The 23,887-nt window shown below is 75.8% G+C and carries 4 protein-coding genes; 2 read left to right on the top strand and 2 right to left on the bottom strand.

All coding sequences use genetic code 11. The annotated features are described in order from the left end of the window. Nucleotides 1-10: 10 nt before the first annotated feature. Nucleotides 11-9,451 carry a non-ribosomal peptide synthetase gene (locus IEZ27_RS19025; RefSeq protein WP_189648465.1) on the top strand — a complete coding sequence of 3,147 codons (9,441 nt, stop codon included), beginning with the start codon at nt 11-13 and terminating at the stop codon, nt 9,449-9,451. Between the two features lie 7 nt (nt 9,452-9,458). Here the strand turns inward: IEZ27_RS19025 and IEZ27_RS19020 are convergent, their stop codons facing one another. Beyond that, a complete protein-coding gene (locus IEZ27_RS19020; RefSeq protein WP_189648464.1) occupies nt 9,459-10,628 on the bottom strand; it encodes an MAB_1171c family putative transporter in 1,170 nt (389 codons plus the stop codon). After that, complete coding sequence (locus IEZ27_RS19015; RefSeq protein WP_189648463.1) at nt 10,621-11,163, bottom strand: ImmA/IrrE family metallo-endopeptidase; 543 nt, start codon at nt 11,161-11,163, stop codon at nt 10,621-10,623. Before IEZ27_RS19015 ends, IEZ27_RS19020 begins: the two co-directional genes overlap by 8 nt. Nucleotides 11,164-11,494: 331 nt before the next feature. Between IEZ27_RS19015 and IEZ27_RS19010 the strand changes: the two genes are divergently transcribed. Continuing rightward, nucleotides 11,495-23,887, top strand: coding sequence for a non-ribosomal peptide synthetase (locus tag IEZ27_RS19010; protein ID WP_189648462.1), 12,393 nt, complete (start codon nt 11,495-11,497; stop codon nt 23,885-23,887).

Raw genomic sequence — 23,887 nt, 5'->3', positions numbered from 1 at the left:
GCACCGGGTGATGGACAACTCGACACGTGACGTCCTCGATCTGTTCGCCGAGCGGGTCCGGCTGGCTCCCGGCGCCACCGCCGTCTCCTCGGCCGCGGGCTCGCTCGCCTACCGGGAGCTCGACACGCGCGCGAACGGGTTCGCCCATCGCCTGCGCGGGCTCGGGGCCGGTCCGGACACGCTCGTCGCCGTCTACGCCGAGCGCGGCCTCGACCTGGTCGTGGCGCTGCTCGGCGTGCTCAAGGCGGGCGCGGCGTACCTGCCGCTGGATCCCGGCGTGCCGGCGAGCCGCCTCGCCGTCGTGATCGACGACGCGGGCGCGCCCGTCGTCGTCACCCAGCGGGCGCTGCGCGGGCGGCTGCCCGTGACGGCGGCGCGGGTGGTGTGCGTGGACGACGATCCCGCGCCGTTCGCCGACGCGCCGCCCGCTCCCCCGGGCCGTCCGGCGGACCTGGCGTACGCGATCTACACCTCCGGCTCCACCGGCCGTCCCAAGGGGGTGCTCGTCGAACGCCGGCAGCTCGCCGCCTACCTGGCCTGCTGCCTGCGGGACTACCCGGGGCTGGCGGGCACGGCGCTGCTGCACTCGTCGATCTCGTTCGACCTGTCGGTGACCACGCTGTGGGGGCCGCTCGTCGCGGGCGGGCGCGTCCACGCGGGCACGCTCGACGAGCCGGGCGGCGTCCGGCCGTCCTTCCTGAAGATCACCCCGAGCCACCTGCCGCTGCTGGAGGGCGGGTCGCCGGACGCCTCCCCGGAGCGCGGCGAGCTGGTGATCGGCGGCGAGGCGCTGCACGGCGACGCGATCGGCCGCTGGCGCGCGGACCGTCCCGGCGTGACGGTGGTCAACGAGTACGGCCCCACGGAGACGACGGTCGGCTGCGTGGCCTTCCGCCTCGAACCCGGCGACGGCACGCCCGGCGGCGCGGTGCCGATCGGCCGGCCCATGTCCGGGTCGCGGGCCTACGTCCTCGACGCCCGGCTGCGGCCGGTCCCGCCGGGCGAGCGGGGCGAGTTGTACGTCGCGGGCGCCGGGGTGGCCCGCGGGTACCGGGGCCGTCCCGGCGGCACCGCCGAACGGTTCGTCGCCGACCCGTACGGGACGGACGGCGAGCGCATGTACCGCACCGGGGACGTGGTGCGCCTGCTGCCGGACGGGGAGCTCGAATACCTCGGCCGGGCGGACGACCAGGTCAAGCTCGGCGGGCACCGGATCGAGCCCGGCGAGATCGAGGCCGCCCTGACCCGGCATCCGCGCGTGGCCGCCGCCGCGGTCGTCGCCGACGGCGACCGCCTGGTGGCCCACATCGTCCCCATCACCCCGGGCGGTGTGTCCCCTGAGGGGGCGGCTGGGCCGTCGCCTGAGCAGTTGCGGGCGTTCCTCGCGCGGGACCTGCCCGAGTACATGATCCCTTCGGTGTTCCAGCCTCTCGACCGGCTCCCTCTCGCGGCCAGCGGCAAGGTGGACCGCGCCGCCCTGCCCGCCACGGGCCCCCAGGGCGCCACCGGCTACACGCCCCCCGGCGATCATGAGGAACGGGTGATCGCCGAGTTGTGGGCCGAGGTGCTGGGCCTGGACCGGGTGGGCGTGACCGATGACTTCTTCGCCATCGGCGGCAACTCCCTGCTGGCCTTCCGCGTGGTGCCGCGCATCCGTGCCGCGCTCGGCACGAGCCTGTCCCCCCGGGCGATCTTCCGCGAACGCACGGTGGCCGCCCTGGCCGCCTCCCTGAAACCGGACGAGAACCGCGCCGGGGCGCACGTGGAGGGTGCGGACGTCGTCACCCCGCTTCCGCCCGGACGCGACGCGCCGCTCTCCTACGCCCAGCGGCGTTTCTGGTTCTTCCACGCCCACGACCCCGGCGGCACCGAGTACAACGTCCGGTTCGGCTACCGGCTGAGCGGGCCGTTCGACCCCGAGGCGCTGCGCACCGCGCTCGGCGAGCTCATCGCCCGGCACGAGCCGCTGCGCACGACGATCGAGGACGGCGGCGCCGACCCCACGCGTGCCGAACCCGTACAGAAGGTGCACGCGGACGTCGAGGTGCCGCTGACCGTCACCGACGTCGCCGGCCTGCCCGGCGAGGAGCTGGACCGGATGTTGCGGCACGAGGTGACCCGGCCCTTCGACCTGGCCCACGGCCCAGTGCTGCGCCTGGCCGTGCTGCGCCGGTCCGCCGAGGAGCACCTGCTGGTGCTGAGCCTGCACCACTCGGTGATCGACGCCGTGTCCATGCGCGTCCTGGCCGACGAACTGGGCCTGCTCTACGACGCCGCCCGCCACGGCCACCGGGCCACCCTCGCGCCGCTGCCCGTCCGGTACGCCGACTACGCCGCCTGGCAGCGCGACCGCTGGACCGACGACAGCCTGGCGGACCAGCTCGACCACTGGCGTCGCCGGCTCGACGGGATCACCCCGCTCGACCTGCCCGCCGACCGGCCGCGCCCGGCCGTACGCGGCTCGGCGGGGGCCGCGCACCGCTTCACCGTCCCGGCGGAGCTGGCCTCCGCGCTCGGGGACCTCGCCGCGCGTACCGGGGCGACGCCGTTCATGGTGCTGGTCGCGGCCTGCCAGGTGCTCCTGTCCAGGTACGCCGGCCAGCGGGACGTCTCGGTCGGCACCCCCGTCTCCGGACGCGACCTGCCCGAGTTCGAACCGCTCATCGGCTGCTTCATCAACACCCTGGTGCTGCGCTCCACCGTGGACGAGCGCGCCACGTTCGCCGAGTTCCTGGGCGCGGTGCGGGAGACCGTGCTGAACGCGTTCGCCAACCGGGACGTGCCCTTCGACCGGCTGGTGCGCGAGCTGGACGCCGAACGCGATCCCAGCAGGACGCCCCTGGTGCAGGCCATGGTGGCGTTGCAGAACGCGCCGCCGAAGACGCCGCGCTTCGCCGGGGCGCGTACGGAGCCGTACCGGCTGCCGCACGTGTCCTCGATCTTCGACGTCACGCTGGAGTTCGTCGAACGCGAGGACGGCGGCGCGCTCGACGCGATGATCGAGTACAGCACGGACCTGTTCGAGGCCGCGACCGCCGAGCGGATGGCCGCGCACCTGATCGCGCTGCTGGAAGCGGTGACCACGACCCCGGACCGCCCCCTGGCCCGCCTCCCCCTGCCATCCGCTCCCCGGACCGCCCCCGCGATGACCGATCCCGCCGCTCCCGCTGCCGGTCGCGGCGGCGGGCCGGCCGGGCGGCCGGTGCATGTGCAGGTGAGTGAGTGGGCGCGGGTCGCGCCCGACGCCGTCGCGCTGGAGTGGGACGGCGGCACCCGCACCTACGCCGACCTCGACCGGCGCGCCGACCGGCTGGCGCACCGGCTGCGCGGCCTCGGCGTGGGCCGGGGCGTGCCCGTGGTGGTGTGCATGGAACGCGGCCCGGACATGGTGACCGCCGCCCTCGGCGTGCTCAAGGCGGGCGGCGCGTACGTGCCGCTCGACCCCGGCATCCCGGCCGAGCGGCTGGCGTACGTGATGGCCGACACCGGCGCGCCGATCCTGCTGGCCGACGAGGACCACGAGGGGCTGCCCGTCGTACGCCCCGGCGACACGGAAGCGGGCGACCGCCCCGGCGCCGGGCCCGATTGCGTGGCGGAGCCGGGCGACCTGGCGTACATCATCTACACCTCCGGCTCCACGGGCCGTCCCAAGGGTGTCATGATCGAGCACCGCGGCCTGGCCGACCTGTGCGCCTGGCACGTGGCGGCGTTCGGGGTGGTGCCCCGGGACCGGGCGTCCCAGGTGGCCTCGCTCGGGTTCGACGCCGCCGTGTGGGAGGTCTGGCCCTACCTGTGCGCGGGGGCCCGCGTCGCCTTCCCCGGTCAGGACGCGCTGGACGACCCGGACGCGCTGGTGGCCTGGTTCACCGCCATGGGCACCACGATCTGCTTCCTGCCGACGCCCCGGCTGGAGACCGTGCTCGACCTGCCCGCGATCGACGGGACGGCGCTGCGTACCGTCCTGACGGGCGGCGACGTGCTGCGCCGCCGGCCGCGGCCCGGCGTCCCGTTCCGGCTGGTCAACAACTACGGGCCCACCGAGGCCACCGTCGTGGCCACCGCCGGGGACGTGAGCCGGGAGGGCGAGGGGCTGCCGCCGATCGGCCGCCCGCTGACCGGCAGCGCCGGGTACGTCCTGGACGCCTACGCCAACCCGGTCCCGGAGGGCGTGCCCGGCGAGTTGTACCTGGCGGGGCCCGGCCTGGCCAGGGGCTACCTGAACCGGCCCGGCCTCACCGCCGAGCGCTTCGTCGCCGACCCGTTCGGCCCTCCGGGCGGACGGATGTACCGGACCGGGGACCTGGTCCGCCGGTTGCCCGGCGGCGAGCTGGAGTACCTGGGGCGGAGCGACGACCAGGTGAAGATCCGCGGCTTCCGGGTGGAGCCGGGCGAGATCGAGGCCGCCCTCCAGCGCCACCCCTCGGTGGGCGGCGCGGTCGTCCTGGCCTCCCCGGGACGCGACCGCCTCAACGGGTACGTCACCCCGGCGGGCGACGCCGAACCCGACCCGGCCGCGCTGCGGGCCTTCCTGGCCGGGTCGCTGCCCGACCACATGATCCCCGCCGTGATCATGGTGCTGCCCGCGTTCCCGCTGACCGAGCGGGGCAAGGTGGACCGGGCGGCGCTGCCCGAGCCCGGCGCGCGGGCGGGAACGGCGGCCTACGTCGCGCCCTCGGGGTCCGTGCAGCGGGAGCTGGCCGCGATCTGGGGCGAGGTGCTGGGCGTCGAGCGCGTGGGGGCCGAGGACTCCTTCTTCACGCTGGGCGGCGACTCGATCCTGGCCATCCAGGTCGTGTCCAGGGCGCAGCGCGCCGGGCTGCGGCTCACCGCGCGCGACCTGTTCCGGCGGCAGACCGTGGCGGCCCTGGCGCCGTACGTGCGGCGGGCCGAGCAGCCCGCGAACGCCGCCGCCGAGGATGCCGCCGACGGCGGGTCCGCGCCGCTGACGCCGATCCAGCGTTTCCTGTACGACCGGTTCACCGTGCCGGGGACGTTCCACCAGTACGTGGAGGCCGAGCTGGCGGCGGACGTGGACGCAGATGCGCTGGGCGTGGCGGTGTCCGCCCTGGTCACCCGGCACGCCGCGCTGCGGACACACGTCACCCGGCACGACGGCGAACGATCCCAGCACGTCACTCCGCCACCGGCCGGGAACGTCCTGCGCCACGTCCGCCTCGACGACGAGACCGGCGAGACTGACCAGACCGACGAAGGCGACGCGCGGGGCGTGATCGCGCGGGAGAGCGAGGCCGTGCAGCGGGGCATCGACGCCGAGCGCGGGCCCGTGTTCGCCGCGGTGTTGTTCACCGGCTCCGGCTCGCCTCGGCTGCTGCTCACCGCGCACCACCTCGTCGTGGACGGCGTGTCCTGGCGGGTGCTGCTCCAGGACCTGCACACCGCGTACGGGCAGGCCGTCCGCGGCGAGCCCGTCGACCTGGGCGCGGAGACCGCCTCCTTCGTGAGCTGGTCCCGCGCCCTGGCCGCCCACGCCGCCGCCTTCGACGGCGAACTCCCCCACTGGACCCGGGCGACCGACGCCCCGGGCGCGGCGGACGTCCCGCTGGACCGCGAGGGGGCCAACCTCGTGGCGTCGGGACGGCGTACGACGGTGTCGCTGGACGAGGAGACCACCCGCGCCCTGCTGCGCGACGTCCCCGGCGTCTACCGTACGGAGGTCAACGAGGTGCTGCTGGCCGCGCTGGCCCGCACCCTGGGCGACTGGACCGGGCGTACGGACCTGCTGCTGGCCACCGAGGGCCACGGCCGGGAGGAGATCTTCCCCGGCACCGACCTGTCCCGCACGGTCGGCTGGTTCACCACCTACTTCCCGCTGGCCCTGCGCCTGCCCGGCGACGGCGGCTGGGGCGAACTGCTGAAGAGCGTCAAGGAGCAGGTCAGGGCCGTCCCGGGCCGCGGCTTCGGGTACGGCGTGCTGCGTCACCTGCGCGGCACCGCGCCCGATTGCCACCCCGGCGTCTGCTTCAACTACCTCGGCCGGTTCGACCCGCCTCTGGGCGACCTCTACCGGGACGTCGCGCCCATCGGCCTGTTCCAGGACCCCGGCGACGTCCGGCCGCACCTCCTGGACGTCGTCGCCGCGGTGCGCGCCGGCCGCCTGGAGGTGACCTGGGAGTACTCGGCCGACCTGCACGACGAGGCCACCGTCGCCCGGCTCGCGGACGGGTTCGCCGCGAACGTGACCCGGCTGGTACGCCACTGCGCCGAACCGGGCGCGGGCGGGCGTACCCCGTCGGACTACCCGCTGGCGGGGCTGGACCAGGCGAGCCTGGACCGGCTGATCGGCGACGGACGCGACGTGACCGACGTCTACCCGCTCACCCCCGGCCAGGCCGGCATGCTCTACGAGTGCCTGGCGGCCGGCGACGACCTGTACGTCGCCCAGTTCGGCATGCTGCTCGACGGCGTCGACGACCCCGGGACGCTGGCGCGGGCGTGGCAGTCGGTCGTGGACCGGACGCCCGTGCTGCGCACGTCCCTGGCCTGGGAGGGACTGGACCATCCCGTGCAGATCGTGCACGGGCGGGCCCGTCTGCCGGTCGTCCGGCACGACTGGCGCCGCCTGCCCGAGGACGAACGGCGGGCCGCGCTGGCCGCCCTCCTCGCCGCGGACCGGGCCGAGGGCCTGGACCTGACGGCCGCGCCGCCGTCCAGGCTGGCGGTCATCCGGCTGGACGACGACACCGTGCGCGTCGTGTGGACCCTGCACCACATCCTGCTGGACGGCTGGAGCGTGCACCGGCTGCTGCGCGACGTGCTGGCCGCGTACGCCCGGCTCTCCGGAGAGGGCGACGGCGGCGCGCCCGAGCCGCGCCGCCCCTTCCGCGACTACGTGGAGTGGCTGGCCGGGCGCGACCTCGCCGCGGACGAGACGTACTGGCGGGAGGCGCTGGCCGGGCTCACCGCCCCGACGCCGCTGCCCTACGACCGGCCGCCCGGCAGGGAACACCGGCCCAAGGCGGCCGGACGGGTCCGCGCCGCCCTGCCGCCCGACCTGACCCGGCGGCTGGCCGACCGGGCCGCGGCGGCCGGCCTGACGCTCAACACGCTGGTCCAGGGCGCGTGGTCGATCCTGCTGTCCCGGCACAGCGGCGAGCCGCGGGTGTGCTTCGGCGCCACGGTGTCGGGCCGCCCCGAGGACCTGGACGGCGCCGAGTCCATGATCGGCATCTTCATCCAGACGCTCCCCGTCCACGTGCACGTGGACGGCGCCCGCCCGCTGCTGCCCTGGTTGCGCGAGCTCCAGGAGTCGCAGGCCGGGGCGCGGGAGCACGAGGCGGCCTCGCTCACCCGGATCCGCGCGTGGAGCGACGTGCCGCCGGGGACAGCGCTGTTCGACAACATCGTGGTCTTCGAGAACTACCCGATCGACTACGCCGCCCCCGGCCCGCGCCTGCGGGACGTGGACGCCGCCGAGGCGAACGGCTACCCGCTCGGCCTGGTCGTCTACCCGGGCGAGGAGCTGTCGTTCGTCCTGCTCCACGACGAGGAGCTGTTCGACGCCGCGACCGTGCGACGGCTCGGCGAGAGCCTGTCGGCGCTGCTCGGGCAGCTCGCCGCGGACCCCGGCGGGACCGTGGGGTCGCTGAGCGCGGTGAGCGCGCGGGAGCGGCGGCTGACGCTGACGGAGTGGAACGACACCGCGCGCGACTACCCGCGCCGGACGGTCCACGAGCTGTTCGCCGAGCGGGCGCGGGAGATGCCCGGCGCGGTGGCGGTGCGCGGCGGCGGCGCGGAGCTGACGTACGGGGAGCTCGACCGCCGTTCCGGGGAGCTGGCGGGGGTGCTGGCCGGGCTCGGCGTACGCGCCGAGTCGCGGGTGGCGGTGTTGCAGGGACGCTCGCCGGACGCGCTGGTGTCGATGCTGGCCGTGCTCAGGGCGGGCGGCGCGTACGTGCCGCTGCATCCGGACTTCCCGGCCGAACGCATGCGGTGGATCCTGCGGGACACGGGCGCGGTCGCGGTGCTGACCGACCGGTCGCTGGCCGGGCGCGCCGCGGACCTGGGCCTGCCCGCCGTCGAGGTGGACGGCGACCTGCCCGCCCCCGGCCCCCCGCCCACCACCTTGCCCACCGCGCTGCCCGGCTCGCTGGCCTACGTGATGTACACCTCGGGCTCGACCGGGTTGCCCAAGGGCGTCGCGGTCACCCACGAGGACGTGGTGAGCCTGGCCTGGGACCACCGCTGGCGCGGCGGCGGTCACGACCGGGTGTTGTTCCACTCGCCGCACGCCTTCGACGCGGCCACGTACGAGATGTGGGTGCCGCTGCTGGCGGGTGGCGAGGTGGTGGTCGCGCCCGGCGACCTGGACGCGCGGCGGCTGCGGGCGCTGGCGGCCGAGCACGGCGTCACGGGGATGTTCCTCACGGCGGCGCTGTTCAACCTGTTCGCCGAGGAGCTGCCCGAGTGCTTCGCCGGGCTGCGCGAGGTGTGGACGGGCGGCGAGGCGGCCTCGCCGCAGGCGCTCGCGCGGGTGATCGGCCGCTGCCCCGGGACCACGTTCCACAACGGGTACGGGCCCACCGAGACCACCACGTTCGTCACGACCCGGGAGATGACCCCCGAGCTCGTACAGGCGGGACGGGCGCCGATCGGCCGTCCCATGGACAACACCTGCGCCTACGTGCTGGACGCCGCCCTGGCGCCCGTGCCCGTCGGCGCGCCGGGCGAGCTGTACCTGGCGGGCTCCGGCCTGGCCAGGGGCTATCTCGGCAGGCCGGCGCTGACCGCCGAACGCTTCGTGGCCGACCCGTTCGGCGGCGGCGGGCGGCTCTACCGCACGGGGGACCGGGTCCGCTGGACGCCCGAAGGCGATCTGGAGTTCCTCGGCCGGGTGGACGGCCAGGTCAAGATCCGGGGCTTCCGGATCGAGACGGGCGAGGTGGAGGCCGCGCTCCTGGCGCATCCCGGGGTCGCCGAGGCCGTCGCCATGGCCAGGCAGGACGCCGCCGGACGCCGGACGCTGGCGGCGTACGTGGTGCCGGCGGCCGGCGGGCCCGCGCCCTCGCACGAGGAGCTGGCCGCGAGCCTGGGCGCGCGGCTGCCCGCGTACATGGTGCCCGCGGCGTTCGTATCCCTGGACCGGCTGCCGCTGAACGCCAACGGCAAGGTGGACCGCGCCGCCCTGCCGGAGCCCGCCCCGCCGCGGGAGAAGGCGGAGTCGTACGTCGCGCCGCGCAATCCGACCGAGGAGGCGCTCGGCCGCATCTGGGAGCAGGTGCTCGGCCTGGACCGGGTGGGCGTGCACGACGACTTCTTCGCGCTGGGCGGCGACTCGATCACCAGCCTGCGGGTGACGTCGCGGGTGGGACCGGCCTTCGGCGTCGACCTGTCGCCGCGCGACATCTTCCTGACGCCGACCGTCGCCGGGCTGTCGGAGGTGGTGCAGGACAGGATCCTGGACTCCCTGGAGGAGGCGGTCCACCGGTCGTGACCGCGGCTCAGCGCGCGCCCAGCCGCCGGTAGGCGCGCGAGACGAGGCCGAGGAAGGCGGCGTCGCTGCTCAGGTCGACGCCGCCGGGCACGGCCGCCGTCCCGGCGCCCCCGTCGGGCGGCAGGCCGCGGGCGCGGGCGCGGATGGCCGCGTCCACCGCGGCGGCCTCGGCGAACGCCTCCAGCCGCTGCCCGCGCAGGCCGGACCGCGCGCCCTCCCGCCGGGCCGCGTCCGTCACGCGCGCGTCCAGGTACGGCTCCAGCGCGATCCGGCCGTCCCGGATCTCCACGAACCGCCGGTACAGCCGCAGGTCCAGGTCGCGGAAGGTGACCAGCTCGGTCAGGAAGGGGGCCGGGGCCAGCAGCGCGATGTCCGGGCTGGCCCGGTAGAGCGCCCGCCACAGCGGACGCAGCCGCAGGTGCAGCCGGAAGTCGCGGAACCAGCGCAGCCGCGCGGGCCACCACGACGGCAGGGCCAGGCCGAGCAGCACCGCGAGCACGCCGAGCGGCACCAGCAGCATGTCCAGGGGCGCCCGCAGCAGGTCGGGGTAGTCGGCGCCGATCCGCCGGCAGGCGAAGTAGGCCGCCTTGTGCAGGTGGTAGAGCACGGTCAGGGACGCGCCCACGGCGATCAGCCGCAGCCCCGCGCTCACCGCCCGGTTCTCCGTCTGGCGGGCCTCACGCAGGGCGAACCAGGTGGCGTGGCACAACACCGGCACGAGGTAGCACAGGAAGACGAGCCAGTATTCGAGCACGCCCGGCGTGTCCCCGTACCGGACGGCGAAGCGCGGGCTGTTGACCGGCGTACGGGCCAGGGCGAAGGTCAGGCACATGCCGAGCAGCACGAGCGCCGGCCATGCCGCCTCCCCCCACGTACGGCGGCGCGGCCCCTCCGGCGGCTGGCCGACCTGCCGTACGAACGTCCCGACCGACCAGGCCACGGCCAGCATGAACGCGTGGGACACCAGCCTGGCCAGGTTCGGCACGCCGGTCAGCCGCCAGACGGCGTCGTAGGCCCAGGGCGTGTTGACCGTCGTCGAGGCGGCGATCGCGGCCAGGATGACGAACACCGCCCGCCCGGCCGGGTCGCGCGCCCAGGAGCGCACGGCGGCCAGCCGGTACACGGTCAGCGCGCAGGCCAGCACCGCAGGGCCGTTGAGCCGCAGCCACTCACCCACGGGCGAGGCCGGACACCCCGCCGTGGAGGGCGTCCACGGTCCCGGTGAGCGCGGCGTCCACACGCCGGACGTCCGACGCCCGCGGGCGCGACTCGCGGCAGGCCCGCTGCCAGATGAGCGAGGCGAGCAGCTCGGCCTCCTGCTCCTCCTCCGACCCGTAGATCGAACGCCTGAGCACGCGGCGGACGAGGGCGGGGTTAAGGCTGGGGAACAACACGTGCCGCTGTGCCCTCGGGTCGGCCTCGGGGTAGTGGCCGCAGATCACGTGGCTCAGCTCGTGCAGGATGATGTGGTCCTGGTGCGGCGGCGTCGTGTCGGGCTTGTAGAAGATCAGGTCGGTCGCCTCGGTGGCCAGCCAGGCGCCCAGCATCTCGTCGTCGCCGGGCAGCTCCAGGAGCCGGATGGGACGCCCCCGCTCGGCGGCGACCAGGTCGCAGAGCGTTCTGACGCGATAGGGCCGCGGCATCGGTAATCGGCGGGCGATCTCCGCGCAGCGACGCCGCATGAGCCTGAACTTCTTGCCGGCGGGAGTCATACCTCTCCAGGGCTAACAATTCAGCATCGACATCCGATCACGATCGTGTCGCATCCGCTTCGACCGTGACAACGTCGTGCTTGCTCTGCCCCTTGGGCCGCCGGCCTAACCACCTCCGCACCCGCCGCCCGTACCGGCCTCTGAGCTGGTTCTTTAGCCGTCGGTTCAATGCTCTGGAGCGGCCGGGCGGCCGTTGACAACATCAAGAGGAGGCGGCGGGCGGCCTCGGACGACGCCCGCGAGGGCCGGGCCGCGCGCTTACCGCAGTTCATCGAAACGTTATCCAGGCGCGGGCGGCCGACCGTCAACCGGAGGGCTTGGAGACACCCCGATGCATATCTCTTCCCAGCGGGACGAGCGGATCGCGGCACTGCCGGAACACCTCCGTGACCAGATGCTGCGGAGACTGTCCGGCCGGTCGGCCGCCGACCCGATCCCGCGTACGGACACCACCGGCCCGGTCCCGCTCTCCCCCGCCCAGGAGCGGCTCTGGTTCATGTACGAGCTGGACCCGGACGCCGTGGACTACCTGGTGCCGCTGGCCGTACGGCTGAGGGGCGACCTGGACGTGCCCGCGCTGCGGACCGCGCTCACCCGGGTGGTGGCCCGGCACGAGACCCTGCGCACGACGTTCGGGTCCCTGGACGGGCGCGGCACGCAGCGGGTCATGCCGGCCGCCGACGTGCCGCTGCCGCTGACGGACCTGTCGGAGCGTCCCGGCGAGCTGGACCGCCTGCTGGAGGAGGAGGCCCGCCGGCCCGTGGACCTGCGCGTGGGGCCGGTGTTCCGGGCCCGGCTGATCCGGCTCGGCCCGCGCGAGCACGTGCTGACCGCCCACGCCCACCACATCGTCACCGACGGCTGGTCCTCGCGGGTGCTGCTCGACGACCTGGCCGCCCTGTACGCCGAGGCCGCCGGCGGCCCGCCCGCCGGCCTGCCGCCGCTGCCGGTGAGCTACGCCGACGTCAGCGTCTGGCAGCGGGAGCGGGCCTCGGCGCCGCAGGCCGGGGAGCAGCTCGCGTACTGGCGGCGCAGGCTGGACCGGCTGGCCCCCATGGACCTGCCGACGGACCGGCCGCGCCCGCCGGTCAGGAGCTCCGCGGGGGCGGCGTGCGCGTTCGAGGTGCCGGCGGACGTCGCCGGGCGGCTTCGGGAGATCGGCGAGCGGGCCGGCGCCACGCTCTTCATGACGCTGGTCGCCGCGGTGCACACGCTGCTGGCCCGCTACACCGGCCGTCCGGACGTGGCCGTGGCCACCGTCGTCTCCGGCCGGGACCGGGTCGAGACGGAGAACCTGGTCGGCTTCTTCGTCAACACGCTGGTGCTGCGCGGCGAGGTGGACGAGTCGCGCCCGTTCGAGGAGCTGCTGGGCCGTACGCGCACGACGGTGCTGGACGCGTTCGCCCACGACCGGGTGCCGTTCCAGCGGCTGGTGGAGGCGCTGCGCCCGGAACGCGACCCGAGCCGCCCGCCGCTGACGGAGGTGGCGGTCAACCTGCGCAACCTGCCGCCCGGCACGGCCGCCTTCCCCGGCCTGCGGGTCACCGAGCTGCCGCCGCCCGTGCTGGCCGCGAGCATGGACCTGTCGTTCGACTTCACCGAACGGGACGGCGCCCTGGCCGGGAGCCTGGCCTACAACACGAGCCTGTACGGCCCGGACACCGCCGAGCGGATGACCGCCCACCTGGTGCGCCTGCTCGCCGGGATCGCGGCGGCGCCAGGCCGGCCGCTGGCCGGGATCCCGCTGCTCGGCCGGACCGAGCACCGGCTGCTGACCTCGTTGTGGGCCGGGACCGGCGCCGGGCCGGAGACGCTGACGGTGACGCGGCTGTTCGCCGAGCAGGTGGCGGCCCGGCCGCGGGCCCAGGCCGTGGTGTGCGGCGGCCGTTCGCTCACCTACGGCGAGCTGGACGAGCGCGCCGACCGGCTGGCCCGGCTGCTGGCCGCCAGGGGCGCGGGGCCGGAGCGGTACGTCGCGGTGGCGCTGCCCCGGTCGATCGACATGGTCGTGGCGGTGCTGGCGGTGCTCAAGTCCGGGGCCGCGTACCTGCCGGTGGACGTGGGGCAGCCGGCCGGCCGGATCGCGGCCATGGTCGGCGACACCCATCCCGTGCTGGCGGTGGCCACCCGGGAGAGCGCGTCCGCGCTGCCCGCCGGCCTGCCGTTCGTCGAGCCGGACGCCCCGGCGCCCGCCGGACCGTCCGGCGGCGCCCCGGCCGCGCGGCCGGACAACCCCGCCTACGTGATCTACACCTCCGGCTCGACCGGCCGGCCCAAGGCCGTGGTGGTCACGCACGAGGGCGTGCACGACATGGTGCGCGTCCAGCGCGAGCGCATGGACGCCGGGCCGGGCGCGCGGGTGCTGCAGTTCGCCTCGCTCTCCTTCGACGGCGCGTTCTGGGAGCTGGTGCTCGCCCTGCTGTCCGGGGGCACGCTCGTGGTCGCCGCCGACGACGAACGCCCGCCGGGCGCGCCGCTGGCCGGGCTGATCGCCCGCGAGCGGGTCACCCACGTCACGCTGCCGCCCACCGCGCTCGCGACGCTGCCCGAGGACGGCGTCCCGCGCGGCGCGGTCGTCGTGGTGGCGGGCGAGACGTGCCCGCCGGAGCTGGTGCGCGCCTGGTCGCCGGGGCGGCGGGTGTTCAACGGGTACGGGCCCACGGAGACCATGGTCGGCGCCACGCTGAGCGAGCCGCTGACCCCGGCGGACGCCGACCCGGGGCCGGTCCCCATCGGGCGGCCGTTCCCGAGCATCCGGGCGTACGTGCTGGACGAGCGGCTCAGGCCCGCGCCCATCGGCGTGCCGGGCGAGCTGTACCTGGGCGGTACGCGCCTGGCCAGGGGGTATCTGAACCGGCCCGGCCTGACCGGCGAGCGGTTCGTGGCCGACCCGTACGGGCCGCCGGGCACGCGCATGTACCGCACCGGGGACCGGGCCCGCTGGCTGGCGAACGGGCGGCTGGAGCACGCGGGCCGCACCGACGACCAGGTCAAGCTGCGCGGGTTCCGGATCGAGCCGGGCGAGGTGGAGGCCGCGCTGTCGGAGCAGCCCTGCGTGGTCGCCGCCGCCGCCGCGGTCAAGGAGGACGCGAACGGGACCAGGCGGCTGGTGGGGTACGTCGTACCGGCCGAGGGCGGCGCGGACCCCGCGGAGCTGCGCGAGGCCCTGCGGCGGCGGCTGCCCGAGCACATGGTGCCGACGGCGTTCGTGATCCTGGCCGCCCTGCCGCTCACGCACAGCGGCAAGGTGGACCGGCGGGCCCTGCCCGCGCCGACCGGCGCCCGCCACAGCGGCGAGGAGTACGCCGAGCCGCGCACACCGGCCGAACGCGCGCTCGCCGAGGTGTGGGCGCGGGTGCTGGGCGTCGAGCGGGTGGGCGTGCACGACAACTTCTTCGACCTGGGCGGCGACTCCATCCTCGGGCTCCAGGTCGTCGCCGGGGCGCAGGCGGCGGGGCTGGCTCTGACCCCGCGCCTGATGTTCCTCCGCCAGACCGTCGCCGACCTGGCCGCCGAGCTGCCCGCCGACCTGCCCGACGAGTTGCCGGGCGCGCGGGAGGCCGAGGACGGCCCGGTGAGCGGTGACGTGCCGCTCACGCCGATCCAGCACTGGTTCCTGGAGAACCTGGCCGGCAGCCTGCCGCGGTTCAACCAGGCGATAGCGCTGGAACCGCCCGCCGAAGCCGGCGACGACGCCGTCGAGGCGGCGCTGACGGCCCTGGTCGAGCGGCACGACGCGCTGCGCCTGCGGCTGGAGCGGGACGGCGCCGGGTGGCGGCAGCACAACGCCGCCGCCGAGCACGGCCGGGTGCTGCGCCGCGTCGACCTGTCCGGCGTGCCCGAGGACGAGCGCGCCGCGTACGCCCACCGCGCGGCCGTGGAGGCGCAGACCTCGTTCGCGCTCGACCGCGGGCCGCTGATCAAGGCCCTGCTGTTCACCGGCGGCGGCCCCCGGTGGTTGTTCCTGGCCGCCCACCACCTGGTCGTGGACGGCGTGTCGTGGCGGGTGCTGCTGTCGGACCTGGAGATCGCCTGCCGCCAGGCCGCCGCCGGGCAGCCGATCCGGCTGGGCCCGCGTTCCACGTCGTTCCGCGAGTGGGCGCTGCGGCTGGGCGACCACGCGGCCTCGGGCGGCTTCGACCACGAGCTGCCCCACTGGCGGCGGGTACGTGAGCTGGCCTCCGGGGTCCCCCCGCTGCCCGTGGACGACGCCGGGGGCGCGAACGTCGCCGGCGACCTGCGTACGGTGACGGCCACGCTGGACGCCCGGCTCACCCGCCGGCTGCTGCGCGAGGTGCCGGAGGTCTACCGGACGCGCATCGACGAGGTGCTGCTCGGCGCGCTCGGCCGGGTGCTGGCCGGCTGGGCGGGCGGCGCCCGCGTCCTGGTCGAGCTGGAAGGGCACGGCCGCGAGGAGCTGTTCCCCGAGGTGGACCTGTCGCGCACGGTCGGCTGGTTCACCACCGTCTCGCCCCTGGTGCTGGAGCTCCCGGACGGCGGGTGGGGCGACCTGCTCCGATCCGTCAAGGAGCAGGTCAGGGCGGTCCCGCTGCGCGGACTCGGGTACGGCGCGCTGCGCCACCTGTCCCCGGCGGGCGCCGAGCTGCGCGACGACCGGCAGCCCGAGGTCGCCTTCAACTACCTGGGCCGGATGGAGTCGCGCGGCATGCTGCCGACTCCCGAGGGCACCGAGCGCGACCCGCGGCAGGAGCGCGTCCACCTGCTGGAGGTCAACGCGGTGGTGCGCGGGGACCGGCTGGAGATGCGCTGGTCGTACTCGTGCCGGCGGCATCGGGAGGCGACCGTGGCGGCCCTGGCCGAACGGATGACGGCGGCGCTGGCGGAGATCGTCGAGCACTGCGCGGAGCCCGGCGCGGGCGGCTGCACCCCCTCCGACTTCCCGCTGGCCCGGCTCGACCAGGCCGCCGTGGACCGCGTCGCGGGTGACGGCCGCTCGGTCGAGGACGTCTACCCGCTCACGCCGTTGCAGGGCGGCCTGCTGTTCCACTCGCTGGCCGACCCCGCCGCCGACACCTACGCCTCGCACTTCAGCCTCCTGCTCGACGGCGTGGACGACCCGGAACGCCTGGTACGGGCCTGGCAGGAGGTCACCGACGAGATCCCGGCGCTGCGCACGGCGATCGTCTGGCAGGACGTGCCCGAGCCCGTGCAGGTCGTGCGGCGCGGCGTGCGCCTCCCGGTCGAGCGGCACGACTGGCGCGGGCTGCCGGAGGCCGGGCGGCGGGCCGAGACCGAACGGCTGTGGGCGCGCCGCGCCGAACGGCGCCTCGACCTGGCCACCGCGCCGCTGGCCCGGCTGGTCGTCGCCCGCCTGACCGACACCCGGGTACGGGTCTTCTGGACCGCGCATCACCTCATGCTCGACGGCTGGAGCGCGGCGCAGGTGCTGACCCAGGTGTTCGAGCGGTACGCGGGCCGTCCGGCCCCGGTGCGCAGGCCGTACCGGGACTATCTGGAATGGCTCGGGCGGCAGGACGTGGCGGCGGCCGAGGAGCACTGGCGGCGGGAGCTGGCCGGGTTCGCCGCGCCGACGCCGATCCCGTACGACCGGCCTCCGGCGCGGGCGCACCGGTCGCGTTCCACCGCCGCCGTACGGGTGAGCCTGCCCGCCGACCGTTCCGCCCGCCTGTACGAGCGGGCCAGGAACGCGCGGCTGACGGTGAACACGCTGCTCCAGGGCGCGTGGGCGATCCTGCTGTCGCGCTACGCCGGAGAGCGCGAGGTGTGCTTCGGCGCCACCGTCTCCGGCCGCCCCGCCGGCCTGCGGGACGCCGGGTCGATCGTGGGGCTGTTCATCAACATGCTGCCCGTCCGGGTCGAGGTGGACGGCGAGGCCGAGGTGTTCGGCTGGCTGCGCCGGCTCCAGGACCACCAGGCCGAGTGCCGCCAGTACGACTACCTGTCCCCCGCCCAGGTCCACCGGTGCGGCGAGCTGCCGGGCGGCGTGCCCCTGTTCGACAGCGTGCTGGTGTTCGAGAACTACCCCGAGGGCCGGCGCGACGGGCACGGCGTACGGGTGCTGGAGCACCTCGGCGACGAGCGCAGCAACTACCCGCTCATGATCACCGTGCACGCGGGCGACGAGCTGACCATCGCCGCCGACTACGACCCGGCGCTGCTCGACGAGTCCACCGCGGCCCGGCTGCTGGGCCATCTGGAGACCCTGCTCGACGCCCTCGCCGACGGCACCGCCCGGCGGACGGCGGACCTGCCGGTGCTCACCGCCGCCGAACGCGGGCAGCTCGCCGCCTGGAACGACACCGCGGCGCGTTTCCCCGCCGCCCGCCCGGTGCACGAGCTGTTCGCCGAGCAGGCCGCGCGCACCCCCGGCGACACCGCCGTGAGCTGCGGCCCCGACAGCCTGACGTTCGCCGAGCTGGACGGGCGGGCCGACCGGCTGGCGCACCTGCTGATCGAGCGCGGCGCGCGGCCGGGCACGCTGGTCGGCGTCTGCGTCGAACGCGGTGTGGACGCCGTGGCCGCGCTGCTCGGCGTGCTCAAGTCGGGGGCGGCGTTCGTGCCGCTCGACCCGGACTACCCGCCTGCCCTGCTGGAATCCATGCTGGCCGACTGCGCCGCCCCGCTCGTGGTCACCCGTACGGCGCTGCTCGACCGGCTGGGCGGGACGCGGGCCGTCCTGCTGGACGATCCCGCCCTCGCCACCGCCCCCGCCCGGCCGCCGCGCGTGGACGTCGGGCCGGACGACCTGGCGTACGTGATCTACACCTCGGGCTCGACGGGACGGCCGAAGGGCGTGATGGTCGAGCACCGCAACGTCCACCACATGACCCACGCCTGGGACGCCCGCTACGGCCTGGCCGGGACCCGGCCGCGCTGCCTGGCGGTCTCCAGCCAGTCGGTCGACCTGTTCTTCGGCGACTTCCTGCTGTCGGCGATGTTCGGCGGCGAGATGGTGATCTGCCCGGCCGACCGCGTCGGCGACCCCCGTGCCATGGCCGAGCTGCTGGTGAGCAGCGGCGCGCACCTCATGGTGACCGTGCCGTCGCTGGCGGCGGCGGTGACCGAGGAGCTGGAGCGCGCGGGCCTTCGGCCGGAGGCGCTGCGGGTGCTGATGGTCGGCTCGGAGGGCTGGCCGGTGGCCGAGGCCGGACGGGTGCTCGCCCGCCTCGGGCCCGGGACGATCGCGGTCAACGCCTACGGCGCGACGGAGACCACCGTGGACTCGACGGTGTTCCGGCTCGGCGCGGCGCCCATGGGGCAGGGGGCGTACGCGCCGATCGGGCGGCCGTTCGCCAACACCCGCGTGCACGTGCTCGACGCCGGGCTGCGTCCGGTGCCCGTGGGCGTGACCGGCGAGATCTGCGTCGCGGGCGACGGGGTCGCGCGCGGTTACTGGGGGCGTCCCGAACTGACCGCGAGCCGGTTCGTGCGCGACGCCTCCGGGGAGCGTGTGTACCGTACCGCCGACCTGGGCCGCCGCCGGGCGGACGGCGAGCTGGAGATCGTCGGACGGGCCGACGACCAGATCAAGGTCCGCGGGTTCCGCGTGGAGCTGGGCGAGGTGGAGGCCGCGCTGGCCCGCCATCCCGGGGTGGCCGCCGCCGCGGCGGCCGGGCACCGGGACGAGGCCGGGCGCACGCGGCTGGTCGGCTACGTCGTGCCGGCCGGCGAGGACGTCCCAGGTCCGGCCGAGCTGCGCGCGTTCATGGCCGCGCACGTGCCCGCGCAGGCGGTGCCGTCGGCGTTCGCCCGGCTGGACGCCCTGCCGCTGACCGCGGGCGGCACCCTCGACCGGCGGGCGCTGCCCGTGCCCGACGGGCCGCTCGACGCGGCCGTGCCCCGGGTCGCCCCGCGCGACGACACCGAGTCGCTGCTGGCCGGGATCTGGGCCGAGGTGCTGGGGCTGGACGTGGCGGACGTGGGCGTCGAGGACGACTTCTTCGACCTCGGCGGCGACTCCGTCCTCAGCATCCGGGTGATCTCGCGGGTGCGCGCGGCGCTCGGCGCGGCGCCCTCGCCGCGCCAGCTCTTCGACACCCCGACCATCGCCGCCTTCGCGGGCACGCTCACCGCCGCGCCCGTGCCCGACGCCGTCGAACGGGTCACGGGCGACGAGGGCCTGCCGCTGTCCTTCGCCCAGCAGCGGTTGTGGTTCCTCAGCGAGTTCGAGCCCGGCGGCTCGGAGTACAACACCGTGTACGGGCTGCGCCTGTCCGGCGAACTGGACGTGGCGGCGCTGCGTACCGCGCTCGACCGGCTGGTGGAGCGGCACGAGGCGCTGCGCACGGTCTACGGCGACGTGGACGGCCGCGGCACGCAGACGATCCTGCCTCCCGGGCCGGTGCCCCTGCCGGTGACCGACGTGTCCGGCGACGGCGATCCCGAACGGGCGATGCGGGAGGCCGTGCAACGGGCCGCGTCCCGGCCGTTCGACCTGCGGCGCGGACCCGTACTGCGGGCCACGCTGGTCCGGCTGGGCGCCGGCGAGCACGCGCTCGCGCTGGTCATGCACCACATCGCGACCGACGGCTGGTCGATGGGCGTGCTCGGCGCCGAGCTGGGCGCCTGCTACGCCGCCGCGCTGCGGGGCGAGCGGGCCGAGCTGCCGCCGCTCCCGCTGCGGTACGCCGACTTCGCCTCCTGGCAGCGCCGGCACCCGTCCGACCCCGCCTACTGGGAACGCCGGCTGGCCGGCCTCACGCCGCTCGCGCTGCCGATCGACCGGCCCCGCCCGCCGGTACGGGTGGCCGACGGCGCGATGCGGCTGCTCGACGTCGCGCCGGGGACGCTGGACCGGCTCAAGGCGCTGGCCCGCGGGCACGACGCCACACTGTTCATGGTCCTGACCGCCGTGACGCAACTCCTGCTCTCCCGGATCTGCGGCCGGCGGGACGTCGCCGTCGGCACGGCGACCTCCGGACGCGGCCGGGCCGAGCTGGAGGGGCTGGTCGGGTTCTTCGTCAACACCGTCGTGCTCAGGTCCACGGTCGACGGCTCGTCGTCGTTCGCCGCGTTCCTGGCGCAGGTGCGTTCGACCGTGCTGGAGGCGTTCGAGCACGAGGACGTGCCGTTCGAGCGGCTGGTCGAGCTGCTCCGGCCGGAGCGGGACCCGAGCAGGAACCCGCTGGTGGACGTCATGGTGGTGCTGGACAACACGCCGTCGGCCGACCCGGACCTGCCGGGCCTGCGCGCCGCGCCGCTGCCGGCCGTCTCCGACCAGGTCAGCCACGACCTGACGTTCGACTTCCACGAGCACGGCGGCCGGCTGAGGGCGGCCATCGGCTACAGCACCGCGCTGTTCGACCATTCCACCGCCGAACGGCTGGCCGGCCACCTGGCGACCCTGCTCGACGCCGTCGCGGCCGACCCCGGCGCCCTCCTGGCCGACCTGCCGATCATGACGGACGCCGAACGGGAGCAGGTCGTGACCGGCTGGAACGCCACGCGCGCCCCGGCGTCGTCCGCGCTCTTCGCCGACCTGTTCGCCGAACGGGCCCGCGCCGACGCCGCCCTGCCCGCGCTGTCCTTCCGCGACCGTACGCTCACCTTCGCCGAGCTGGACGCCCGCGCCGACCGCCTGGCGCGGCTGCTCCGGGCGCGCGGGGCCCGTCCCGAGACGCTGGTGGGGCTGGCCTGCTCGCGTGGCGACCGGACCGTCGTGGCCCTGCTGGCGGTGCTCAAGGCCGGGGCCGCCTTCCTGCCGCTGGATCCCGACCTGCCGGACGAACGGTTGTCGTTCATGCTGGACGATGCCGCGCCGGTGATCGTCCTGACCGACCGGGAGGCGGCGTTCGGCCCGCCCGTGCCCGGCGAGCTGATCATGTTGGACGATCCCGCGCTGCTCGACGGGCAGCCGGACGGCCCGCCGGACTGGCCCGCGCCGCTCCCCGGGCACCCGGCGTACGTGATCTACACCTCCGGCTCGACCGGCCGGCCCAAGGGCGTGGTGCTCGAACACCGCGGGCTGGCCAACCTGTTCCTCGACCACCGGGCCGGTCTCATCCGTCCCGAGGCGGGCGGCGGGCGGCTCAGGGCGGGGCTCACCGCGGCGTTCAGCTTCGACACCTCGCTGGAGGGCGTGTTGTGGCTGGCCGACGGCCACGAGCTGCACGTGATCGACGACCTCACGCGGCGCGACCCGGAGGCGCTGCTGTCCTACATCGACCGGCACCGGATCGACGTGCTGGACCTGACGCCGTCCTACGCCGAGCAGCTCGTGCCGCTCGGCCTGCTCACCGGGGAACGGCACCGGCCGGCGGTGGTCATGCTGGGCGGCGAGGCGGTGGGCGAAGCACTCTGGCGCGACCTGCGTACGGCCCCGGACACCGCCGGTTACAACTACTACGGGCCGACCGAGTGCACCGTGGACACCCTGTACTGCCGCCTGTCCGACAGCGAACGGCCCATCGTGGGCAGGCCGATGCGCAACACCCGGGCGTACGTGCTGGACGGGGGGCTGCGGCCGGTCCCCGTGGGTGTGGCCGGGGAGCTGTATCTCGCCGGTGACCAGCTCGGCCGCGGTTACCTCGGCCGGCCCGCGCTCACCGCAGAACGGTTCGTCGCCGGGCCGTTCGAGGAGGCGGGCGGGCGCATGTACCGCACCGGGGACCTGGCGCGGTGGCGTCCCGACGGCACGCTGGAGTACCTAGGCCGGACCGACGACCAGGTGAAGGTGCGCGGGTTCCGGATCGAGCCCGGCGAGATCGAGGCGGTGCTCGGCGAACACCCGGAGGTGGCGCGGGCGACCGTCGTGGTGCTCGGGGACGGGCAGGGCGTGCCGCGGATCGCCGCGTACGTCGTGCCGGTGGCCGGGGCCGCGCCGGAGACCGCCGCGCTGCGCGAGTTCGCCCGCGGCCGCCTGCCCGGCTACATGGTGCCGCACTTCTTCGTGACGCTGGACGAGCTGCCGTTGACCAGCAGCGGCAAGGTGGACCGGCGGGCCCTGCCGCAGCCGTCCGCCACCGCCGTGGGCGCGGGCGCGGACGGGCGGCTCGCGCCGCGCGACGGCGTGGAGTCGGCGCTGGTGGAGGTGTGGGCGGAGGTCCTGGGCGTCGAGCCGGGGGCGTTCGGGGTCGAGGACAACTTCTTCGACCTGGGTGGCGACTCCATCCTCAGCATGCAGATGGTCGCGAGGGCCCGGCGCGCCGGGATCGGCGTCACCACCAAGGACCTCTTCCTGAACCAGACGATCGCCGAGCTGGCCCCGGTGGCCAGGGCCGCCCCCGCCTCCACGGGCGCCGGGGCCGGTGGGGCCGTTCACGGGGCCGGTGGGGACGCCGGTGGGCCGGTGCCGTTGACGCCGGTGCAGCGGGCGTTCCTGGCCGGTCACCGGGTCGCCCCGCACCACTACAACCAGTCCATGCTGGCCGAGCTGACCGGCCCGGTGGACGAGGAGGCCCTGCGGGCCGCGCTCGCCGCGCTGGCGCGGCGCCACGACGCGCTGCGATCCCGCTTCGAACGGGACGGCGACGAACGGGACGGCGGCGAACGGGACGGCGGCGAGCGGAATCAGCACGAACGGGACGGCGGCGAATGGCGGCAGCACATCGCCCCCGCCGACGCCGCGCGGGTGCCGCTGACCCGGCACGACCTGGCGCACCTGGACGCGGACGCCGACCTGCGGGCGGCCATGGACGAACAGGCCGCCGCCGCGGACGCCGGGTTCGACCTCGCCCACGGCCCCCTGTGCCGGGCCCTGCTGTTCGACACCGGCCCCGGCCGCCGGCCGTGGTTGTACCTCACCGCCCACCACCTGGTCGTGGACGCCGTCTCCTGGCGGGTCCTGACCGAGGACCTGGAGACCGCGTACCGGCAGGCGGCCGGCGGCGAGCCGATCGACCTCGGCCCCGCCTCCTCGCCGTTCGGCACGTGGGCGGCCAGGCTGGCCGGGTACGCCGCGGGCGACGGGCCGGGCCGGGAGGCCGCGTACTGGACCGGGCTGCCGGAGCCGCCGCCGCTGCCGGTGGACCGCGACGGCGACAACCTGGTCGGCTCGGTCGACGCCGTGCCCGGCGCGCTGTCGGAGGAGGAGACCCGCGCGCTGGTCCGCGCCGCCCCCGCCGCCTTCCGCGTACGGCTCCACGAGCTGCTGGTCGCGGCCCTGGCCTGGACCCTCAGCCGGTGGAGCGGCGACGAGCGGGTGGTGATCGACATGGAGGGCCACGGTCGCGAGCACCTGTTCGACGACCTCGACCTGAGCAGGACCGTCGGCTGGTTCACCACGGAGTACCCGGCGGCCCTCACGCTGCCCGGCGGCGACGACTGGGTGAAGATCGTCCGGTCGGTGCGCGAGCAGCTTCGCGCGATCCCCGGCAACGGGCTCGGCTACGGCCTGCTGCGCCATCTCGGCCCGCCGGGATCCGCGGGGGCGGAGTTGTCGTCGCGGGCCGTCCCGCAGGTGGCCTTCAACTACCACGGGCAGGCGGACACGGCCGGCGGCCCCGGCGGCGGCCTCCTGCACGCCTTCCACGACCCGATCGGCCGCGAGCAGAGCCCGCTGGAGCGGGCCGACCACCTGCTGGAGGTCGTGGGCGCGATCCGGGACGGCCGGTTGTCGTTCGACTGGTACCACTCGCGGAACGTGCACGACCGGGCCACGGTGGACCGGCTCATGGCGGAATTCCTGGCCTGCCTGCGCTCGCTGGCCCGCCACCCGGGCCCCCGCCACGCCACCGGCCCCGGCCCCCGCTCCGGCTTCGCCCCCGACCCCGGCCCCGGCTCCGGCTCCGGCGGGGAGGGTTGA

Source organism: Nonomuraea spiralis, from assembly GCF_014648435.1.
Classification (GTDB): domain Bacteria; phylum Actinomycetota; class Actinomycetes; order Streptosporangiales; family Streptosporangiaceae; genus Nonomuraea; species Nonomuraea spiralis.
Note: the sequence above shows the minus strand (reverse complement) of the source record. Positions and strands in the feature narration are given on the sequence as shown.

Excerpts from the sequence above, each read along its gene's own strand:
- IEZ27_RS19025 (WP_189648465.1), top strand. The coding sequence starts at position 11 with ATGGACAACTCGACACGTGACGTCCTCGATCTGTTCGCCGAGCGGGTC.
- IEZ27_RS19015 (WP_189648463.1), bottom strand. The coding sequence starts at position 11,163 with ATGACTCCCGCCGGCAAGAAGTTCAGGCTCATGCGGCGTCGCTGCGCG.
- IEZ27_RS19010 (WP_189648462.1), top strand. The coding sequence starts at position 11,495 with ATGCATATCTCTTCCCAGCGGGACGAGCGGATCGCGGCACTGCCGGAA.